The organism is Thermomonas sp., from assembly GCF_035369645.1.
GTDB lineage: Bacteria > Pseudomonadota > Gammaproteobacteria > Xanthomonadales > Xanthomonadaceae > Thermomonas.
The window spans coordinates 25889-35201 of the sequence record NZ_DAOOUM010000026.1; the positions used below are offsets into that span (position 1 = coordinate 25889).

The 9313-nt window shown below is 58.9% G+C and carries 8 protein-coding genes; all 8 read right to left on the minus strand.

Annotated elements, in window-relative coordinates; translation table 11 throughout:
• Window positions 1-8 precede the first annotated feature (8 nt).
• The gene (locus PK789_RS06645; protein WP_324296330.1) at window positions 9-878 is read right to left on the minus strand and encodes a class I SAM-dependent methyltransferase; all 870 of its coding nucleotides are present in this window, start codon (window positions 876-878) and stop codon (window positions 9-11) included.
• Window positions 878-1246: an EamA family transporter gene (locus PK789_RS06650; protein ID WP_288968378.1), complete on the minus strand. Its 369-nt coding sequence runs from the start codon at window positions 1244-1246 to the stop codon at window positions 878-880. The genes PK789_RS06645 and PK789_RS06650 overlap by 1 nt, the downstream gene beginning before the upstream one ends.
• Window positions 1243-2295 carry a glycosyltransferase family 2 protein gene (locus PK789_RS06655; protein WP_503011915.1) on the minus strand — a complete coding sequence of 351 codons (1053 nt, stop codon included), beginning with the start codon at window positions 2293-2295 and terminating at the stop codon, window positions 1243-1245. The genes PK789_RS06650 and PK789_RS06655 overlap by 4 nt, the downstream gene beginning before the upstream one ends.
• Entirely contained in the window at window positions 2280-2702 is a 423-nt protein-coding gene (locus PK789_RS06660; protein WP_288968379.1) for a hypothetical protein, read from the minus strand. Before PK789_RS06660 ends, PK789_RS06655 begins: the two co-directional genes overlap by 16 nt.
• Complete coding sequence (locus tag PK789_RS06665) at window positions 2699-3778, minus strand: acyltransferase family protein (RefSeq protein WP_324307894.1); 1080 nt, start codon at window positions 3776-3778, stop codon at window positions 2699-2701. Before PK789_RS06665 ends, PK789_RS06660 begins: the two co-directional genes overlap by 4 nt.
• 40 nt (window positions 3779-3818) lie before the next feature.
• Window positions 3819-5801 (minus strand): hypothetical protein, encoded by a 1983-nt coding sequence (locus PK789_RS06670; RefSeq protein ID WP_324296329.1) that lies wholly within the window; start codon window positions 5799-5801, stop codon window positions 3819-3821.
• Between the two features lie 171 nt (window positions 5802-5972).
• Entirely contained in the window at window positions 5973-6410 is a 438-nt protein-coding gene (locus tag PK789_RS06675) for a hypothetical protein (RefSeq protein WP_288968382.1), read from the minus strand.
• Window positions 6411-6507: 97 nt separating this feature from the next.
• Window positions 6508-9313: glycosyltransferase (locus tag PK789_RS06680; protein WP_324307896.1), on the minus strand; the 2806-nt coding region annotated here is incomplete at its 5' end.

Below are 9313 nucleotides of genomic sequence, written 5' to 3' on the forward strand. Positions count from 1 at the left end.
GTGCCGCATCAATCCCGTTGTGGGCGACGCAGGATCCACACTTCGATATCTGCCGGCAACACCGCCAAAAACGGCGCGAGCAAGGTCATAGCAACCGTCAGCGTCAGCGCCTTGATTGCAGAGACCTCACGCGAGTAACGAATCCGCGCATACAGCCCACGCACCGCCACCGAAGGCAGCCGTGTTTGCGCTTCCAGCACGAAGCCCGCCTTGCCTGCCAGCCGTGCAAGATTGTCGCTGGCAAAATAGTGCACATGCGGCGATGGGAAGCCAAGCTGCCACATGCGCCCGAACGATGCATCCATGCCTAGCCGCGCCAACTGTCGCGATAAGCGATACAAAAACCCTCGGCTCGACGGTGCGTTGACAATCACGCAGCCACCCGGGGCTAGGTGCTGCCAACACGCAGCCAAGGTGGCATTGATGTCCGGGATATGTTCCAGCACATCGTTGAACACGATGACATCAAAGCATTCCGCAGGTGTCAGCACATCCGGGAAAAACCCGCCGCGCACCGGCAGACCACGCGCGCGCGTCGCTGCCGCAACGGCAGCATCCGGCTCGATACCGGTGACTTCAAAGCGCGATGCCGCACGCTCGATAAACCAGCCATGCGCGCAGCCGACATCCAGCAGGCGCGGCTTGCCGCACAGGCGCGATGTGTGCTGGCTTAGCCAATGGAACAGCCGCTCAAAATTGATCTTACGCAGATGCGCAAGCCCTTGTTCGCGCGCGGCCTCATCCAAATCACCGCCATCGGCCTGTTCAAGGATATGCGGCGTAAGTGTGCTGCCTTCGTAATCACAATCGGTGCAGCACACATGCCAAGGGCGCAGACCAGCAACAAGCGCGCCACCACAAGCTGGACACACGTTCATCACGTACGCGCACCCCAAGACGTAATGGCAATGCCGCACAGGATGACGATGCCGCCCACCAACACCTGCCAGCGCAAAGGTTCACGCAAAAACAACGCCGCCAGCAAGGGCACCAGCAAAAATGCAAGCCCGTAAAACGCAAACGCGAACGACAGCGGCACCCGTGACAGCACCACCAGCCATAAGCCGGTGGCCAGCCCATAAACCACTAATGCTGCCAGCAAAGGCAATGACACCCAACTTGCAGGCTGGCTCACCACGATCTGCGCGGATGCTGCCTTGAACAACACCTGCCCCAATGACAGCAGCAAAATGGTGCCCACGATCAATGCCACATTGCTCGGGGTGAGGAATTCGGATTTGATCATTGTGGAGGTTCCTGCAAGCACACTTGCAAACGCGCGGACAGCGCGTGCTTGGGCACGCTGGCAATGTCATAGGACAAGAACGCCAGCAGCAGTTGCAGGCCAATCAATACCGGCATCGCCGCCAGCATGATCACACCCGTCGCCGCCACTTGACCGGTGGTGACCGACAACCACCAGTGCCAGCCGCCATAGCCGGCACCAAATACCATCAGTGCGAGCCCCGCCAACAACTCCAGTGAGGCGGCGGACACATCACGCAAAAAGTAGGTGTAGAAAATTCGCTTGCTGAAGTTGCGCACATGCTTGCGCAAGAATTCCGGCAATACCTTGCCGATTTTCAGATTGCTGACTTCATCGCCATAGTGCGCATCCATCGGTACATCGCGCACCACCGCCCGGTAGGTTCCTAGCCGAAACAGCATGTCGGATTCGAAAAAATAACGCGCACTGACGCGATCCAACGGCAGCACAGCCGCCACCTTTGCCGAAATTGCGGTGTAACCATTGGTAGGATCAAAAATATCCCAGTAGCCGGTCGAGAACTTGTTGAGGAACGACAGCATTGCATTGCCAACCAAGCGAAGTGCCGGCATCCGGGTGATGTAACGCAGGTCATAAAAGCGATTGCCTTTGGTGTAGTCGGCATTGCCAGACAACACCGGTGCCACGAAGCTTGGTAGCAATGCTGGATCCATTTGCCCGTCACCATCGAGCTTGACGATGACCGCCGCGCCGCGTGCAATCGCACGTTGATATCCGGTGATAACCGCGCCCCCCACACCCAAATTTCGCGGATGAAACACCACCTCCACCCGGGGATCGGTACAACGCGCCTTCACCACATCGCCAGACCCTTCCGGGCAGGCATCATCGACCACAATGATGTAAGCCACCTCCGGGCCAATCCGCGCCAGCAACGGCAAGATGTGCGTAGCAACCTTGTAGCAGGGGATGACGACGGCCACTGCAGAACATGCTGCCGTGGCATCCGCCGTCGTGTAGGCCGCAGCGTGCGCCATCGCACTCACCTCATTCACGTCGCTGGGCACGCAAGCTTGCCTACATCGTGCTGCGCAAGAACCTCGCCACTGGTGCGATTTTGCAAGGTGAAACGGCTATCCGGAAACACCCACTTCCCGCTATCTGCCTTGCCATTGGCGGCACCTTCAAGCCACAACTTGCGGGCATTCCCGGGGCTTTCCACATAAATGGAAACACCGTCGGCGGCGAGTGCGCCGGCGGCCCATGTGACATGCGCAATGGCGACCGGTGCAGCGGTGCAATCCACGTCCGTCAATGCAATGGCGAATTTGTCGGGCGACAGGCGGCTTGCCGCAGCTTGCACCTGTTGCGCTGTTGCCGGTGCGGGCACGGGGGCGGGGGCAGGCGGACTTGGTACCTCCTGACTGCACGCGGCCAGGCACAACACACCCACGATAATGATTGCTTGTTTCATGCTTTATCCACTCCCGCTGCAGTAACACCACGTCGCGCCTGCAACCGTGCAAGCCAACGGCCGATTCGCCCCTTGAGTGACAACGCTGGTCGTTCGATGGCGTGCCAAGACAGGCTACCCATCATCACCGCCGCTGCCGCACCAAGTAAAAAATTCGGCGTAGGCGTCATGCTTGGGAACCACGAAATCATTGCTTGTTGCAGCGGCCAGCCCCACAGATAAATGCCATACGACGGGTCGCCAAATTTCCCAAGATCGATGTAAGGCGTACGGTAGGCAAACCAGAAGCAAAAATAAGACACCGTTGCCCCAAACAACCAAATGAAGCTATCGGTGTTGTAACTGATATAGGTCAGAAATACCAAGACGAACATGACATCGTGACGGATCTCGATCCTCTCCTTGTGCAATTGCGCAAGAATCCCGACACAAAAATAAGCGGCCAAGCGTAACCAGTCGGTATGTAGCGGCAACAATCGTGGGTGCAGTATTCCGGCGATGATCAATAGCAGCACAGCAAGCGTGCCCAGCCGCCACCCTCGCAATAATCCCAACACCCCCATCGCTGCAACCAACAGGTACATCCGCATTTCTGCTGGCAGTGTCCACAACGACCCGTTCACCGGCTGCAAGCGATGCCCTTGAAAGACACCCGGCAATGTCCACACCATGTCAGACGAGAACCGCAAGTTCTGCACGAGATAGCGCCATGTGTCGGAGGATGCAAAATAGGCGCGAGCATCTAGCGTGGTGAAGACAACCCCCACACAGGTGCAAACCAACAAGACCACCAACATTGCCGGGACGATGCGCAACAAACGGGCCAGCATGAATTCGGTCAGATTGGCGCGCCCGATGTAACTCCCGGACACCATGAAACCGCTAATCACAAAGAACATCGCCACCGCGATATCTCCGCTATACATCGGCCAAGCAAAACGCAGGAAGATGTCCTTCGTGCCAATATCCTGCGCCAGCGCAAAGCTATGGCCGTAGATCACCATCAGCGCGGCGATGATGCGCAGCAACTGGAAGTTGTCCTGCTTCTTGGCAAGGTGATATGCGATGGAGTGCATCAGGTATCCAAACAACACATGCAGTGGAAGGAAAGGAAGATCATTGCTTGAGTGAGAGCAACCGGCGGACTTCGTTGCGTGGCGCAATCGTGCCATCAAGACATGCCGATGGGTCCGCCCCTAGCTTCGCCCATAGCTGGGCTTCACCCTCACTATCCAACAACTGGAATCCCAGCGTGCGCAAAGCCGGTATCAAACCTGGCGGCGCTTGCCCCGGCCGGAACTCGACATGGGTGAACCCAATGTTCTGGATCATGCTGATCCACTTCCCGCCAGTGACATCGCTTTGGGCCGATTTGGCCAAGGCGCGCATCTTGGGGTCATAAAAGCCCACGGCCAGCGATTTGGCAGGTGCCAAGGCAATGTAGCTGGTGGTCTTTTCTGCAAACAACAGACAATACCGCGATTGTTGTGCGTTAAGCCGGCGCAACAACGCCCGTTCGGGGACAAAGGCGCGCTCGACGTCGGGCACTGCCTCGGGCCCGCCAGCCAATAATTGCTGCTCTGCTCCCCAGAGCAATAGCCACGTCGTCGATCGCACTAGGCCACACTGCGCAACAATCAGCAACAGCAATGCCCCTCCCCATATCCGGGGGTTGCTCAAGCGAGAAAACACCACAACCGCAACCGTCCCCAACACCGCCAGTGCCGGGAAGATATAACGCAGATATTGCACCTGCGAAAACACCAGCAACCCGCTCGCAAATGCAAACACAGTCACTGCCGCCAGCCAGCCACCGCGTAGTGCCAGCAACCATGCGCCGATCAATGCCAGCAGGCACAAGCCCGCTGCACCGGCAAATGCTTCCATGTAGCGCGAGGTTGCAAAGGTCAAATCCCAAGCACTTGCCAGAGAAACCCCCGCATGCCAGCGCACATCATTGAAATTGATCGCCGGGAAATACGGCGACTTGAATATCCCATTGAACAACGGGAACACCGGATTCCCGGTGATGACCGTCGCATACACATAGCTACTTGCGGCAACCACAGCAGCAACCGCGATCATGCATGCAAGGCGGGCGTAGTCTTGCTTGGCAACAAATCGCCAAGTCAGCCATACCCCAATCACACCGACATAAATTGCATTGGTGATTTTCAGCGCCATCAATGCGCCACACAGTGCACCGAGCACCCATGGCGATGCATTCGCCGTTGTGCCGCGCCAATCCAACCCAACACAGGCTGCAAGCAAATGCATCAACAGTGCCGCCGATGCACCATCGACTTGCAGCGTCATCCCAAAATAGGCAGTCAGTGGGTGGCTTGCATACAGCGCCGCCGCGAGCCACGGATAAGATTGCTGCGCACCAAGCGCTTTGGCCAAACGATAGGCACCCAAGCAGCCCACCACCAACCACCACGCACCGACTGCAGAACGCGCATCGCTCCCTTGCAGCAACGTCAGCAAAGCATGCAGCGTATTGTTGAACCACGGTGCTACCGCAAAGAGCTGACTGGAGACATCCAGCCTGGAATAACCGTCGATACGCAATTGCTGCGACAGCAATAAATGCGCAGCGTTGTCGTCCGGCGTCATGGATGGCAGCCACGCAGGAATCGCCGCAAAGCCTGCCACCAAGACAGCGAATGCTGCCGCAGCAGGATGCGCTGCGACCGCCGCTGACCATTGCCGACCAGCACCGCCCGCAGCGACGCACAGGCGTCGCCAACCCAGCACCAACGCGGCGCAAGATACCGCCAGATAAAGACTTGCAGAGTGCATCGGAATGGGCAGCATCCAACCCAGCCCTCCCACAATCAGCAACACTCCCAGCAAGACGACATCTATCTGCGCTGTTTCTGGTCGTTCGCTTGCAGGCAACAAACAACACCCCAGCACCGCGGCAACGGCCACCAGCAGCAGTAAAGCCGCTGACTGCGCCAAGCCCACAAAAACCACAAAAGCACTGGCGTTACCCAGCAGCAGGAGCGTGGCAACTGCCAGCTTGCGGCCGCTAACCCGAACCAGCCCCCACAGCGCCAGGGCCGGCACGGCCACCAGCATGAGGTAACGCAACACCAGCGGCATACTACCCAGAAAGGAAAGCCGCAGATCCGTATGACTTGCCGCCACCAGCAGTGTTGCCAGAATGGGAAGCACACAAAAAAAACCGGCAACATACGCTGCCGGCTTTGAATGAAAAGACGTTTCGCGAGTCATCTATCAAAACTCAAACGATATGAATTTCGGTCAGTTACACGGCAACGCCTTGACTGTATGACTTGCCAGCAACGCGCCATCTTCTGCGTTGACCAGCTCGATCGTCATACCGGCAACCACCCAGTTCCCCGTCTTGGCTTCGCCCTGGGGGGCCATCATCGCCAACGTTTTCTTTCCTGGCGTGGTGGCATCGCTGATCAGTACTTTCACCTGTTTGACTTCGGGTCGCTGTACATCCCACGTCACGGTTGAAGTTGCACGGTCTTGGCCCGGGCAAGCATGCACGCTGCCCGGTTCGACCGAGAACGTCACCCCCGCCTCGACCTTGGTCGCCGGCGGCTCTGGCGTCGCCGTTGCGGCTGGGGCACTGGCGGACACATTGTCAGCCGGCGGCACCGGCTGCGAGCATGCCGCCAGCACGAGAACGGCAGCCGCGAGGACGGACATCGAAATATTGCGATACTGCATGGATTTCTCCGGAGTTGTATGGTGAGGAAATGCGTGCGCGCTACGTGCCAAGTGCCCAAGCGCGTGCTGTAGCAAGCCGCGCTGCGCTGACGATGAATTACCCATCTATCATAATGTACTTGCGCGCGCGGCCGCGCCCCGCCCCCAACTGCTCCACCAGCACCCGCCACAGTGCGGCTTTGGAATACTCTGCGTCGATAAAAGCAGTGCTTGCGCGGGAGATATCGCACCAATGCGCATCGTCGTCCAGCAGTATGCAGATGGCATCGGCAAGCGCTTGTGCGCTGTCGGCATGCGGTAAAAAACCTGCCTTCGCCAACCCCTGCACACCCACGCCGGTGGTCACCATCGGCAGGCCGTGGCACATGCTTTCCAGCACCTTGCCTTTCATCCCACCGCCAAACCGTAGCGGTGCGGTGGCGACGCGGCAACGGGCGTAATACCCGGCCAATTCGGTGTCGCTGACATAGCCGGTCACGCTGACATGTGGGCCTGCCAAGGCCTGCACGGATGCCGCGGGATTGGAGCCGACCAAATGCAAATGCACCTGCGGATGCCGCAATTGCACCAACGGCAGAATGTCCTGCACCAGCCAGGTGGCGGCATCCACATTGGGCGGATGCGCAAAGCCGGCCACAAACAAAATGTCGCGCCGCATGGCCAAGCTGGTGGTTTGATCACCGGCCACATTGGCATAGCCATATAGCGGGATGGTGCAGGCCTGCGCTTTGCCCGCATGCGCGTGCAGCCAGTGGCGGACGTGCGTGGTTTCTTCATCGGAGGGATACAACACCACGTCGGCGTCGCGCCACATCGCCCATTCCATATCGCGAAAACGCAGCATCTCGGCATGCACGGCGGCATCGTGCTGCAACTGCAATTGCTGTTGCATACGCAGATGGTGGATGTCGTGCCCGTAGTACAGCACGCGCGCACGGCTGTGCTGGCGCAACGGCTGAATGTAGTCCACGGCAATATGCGGGCGGTTGAGGATGACGACATCCAAATAGCGCCCGTTTTCGGCCACCCAGTCGGCAAACTTGCCGACGTATTCGCCACCGTGCAGGACTTCTACGCCCAGCTGCTGCAAGGCCGGTGCGTAGTCTGGATCGAAATACAGATTGTCCGGCCAGAATTTGACGTTACAGCCGTGTGCGACCAATTGTTCCAGCACTTGCCAAGTGGCGCGCGAGCCCGCATCGCGATCGGGCTGCGGCACGTAGTGGTCCACCACCAGCACCGTGCGCTGTTTGCACTGGCCGCGATCGCTCGCCAAAAACACATGCTCGGCGTTGGCAAAATGCTCCGCCTCCAACACGCTGCGCCAACGCTCAAAAAATATCTGCGCATTGCGCACTTGATAGGCCTTGATACCGGCGCCGGTGTCGGTGCCATTGGACACCCCTTCATGGTGCACCACACACGCCGCCGGTTGCAGATACACCTGCAAGCCCGCTTCACGGATCCGAAATGCCAAGTCGGTGTCTTCGTAGTACGCGGGTACGTAACGCACATCAAACCCGTCCAACTGCTGCCACAGCGCGCGTGGCAACAGGATTGCCGCCCCGGAGACGTAGTCCACCGGTTTCACATAGCCATAAATCGCCCGCGCGGGGTCATCCAGCCGCCCAAAATTCCACGCGCTGCCATCGCGCCAGACAATCCCGCCGGCCTCTTGCAGGCGGCCATCGGGATAGACCAACTTCGCGCCCACCAGGCCCGCATCGGCGTGCTGTGCAAACACCGCCAGCAGTGCATCCAACCAGCCGGGCTGCACTTCGGTGTCGTTGTTGAGCAAGCACACGTATTCGCCGCGCGCCAGCGTCAACGACTGATTGCAGGAACGCAAAAATCCTAAATTTTCCGGGTTCTCGTGATAGCGCAGGCCGGGCACGTCGCGCAGCGCCTGCATGTCACTATCACCCGAGGCATCCTCCAGCACCAGCACTTCAAAACTGGCGGCATCGCCACTGCGCAGCAACGAGTGCAAGCAGCGCGCGGTGTAGTCCAACTTGCCGTAGGTGGGAATGACAATGCTGACCTTGGGCGCGTGCACCTGCGGGAAGGCCAACCCGTGCAGTAAGGCGGCTGTACTGGTGTGTGTGGTCGCATCGGCCAGTGGCAAAGCGGCACGCATCGGCAACGCCGCAGGTGGCCGCATCGGCATCACCGGCTCGGCGGCAACGCCGCGCAACCTAGCCAGCGCGCGACGCAGTGGGCGCATCAATTTCCAGCTGGTCGAGGCCAGTAGACTGTGCGTGGTCTGTTCCAGCTGTTGCGCGTAGGTTTCGCTGCGCTGCTGTGCTTGTTGTGTGGATGCCAAGCAGCGCTGCGTGTGTGCGAGCGTCGCGTCGGTCTGTTGTTGTTGTGCGGTCAGTGCCTGCACTTGGCCCTGCAACACGTGTTGTTGCTGCTGCACGTGCTCAAGATCGGCCTGTGCCTGCTGTAACTGCACCGTGCGGGTATCCAGCGTTGCTTGCAATGCCTGCGCCGATGCCACTTGCTGCAAACGCGCGCCTTCACTTTGGGCAACACGGTCATGCGCGCTGGTGAGTTCTACTTGCAACTTCGCGGCCCAATGCGCTTGCTCATCGCGCTCGGCCTTGGTCAGGCGATACACGCCTTGCAGCGTGTCCAATTCCGCCTGCAATGCGTGTGCCCACAATGCTTTTTCGTCACGATCGGTCTCGGCATTGGCATACAACATCTGCAAAACATCGACTTCACCTTGCAGAGATTGTGCCCACTTCACCTTTTCGTCACGATCGGCTTCGGCCTTGCGATAACTCTCCTGCAACGCATCCAACTCGGCTTGCAGCGACACGGCCCAGCCGGCTTTCTCGTCGCGGTCAGCTTCGGCCTTGCGATAACTCTCCTGCAACGCATCCAACTCGGCTTGCAGC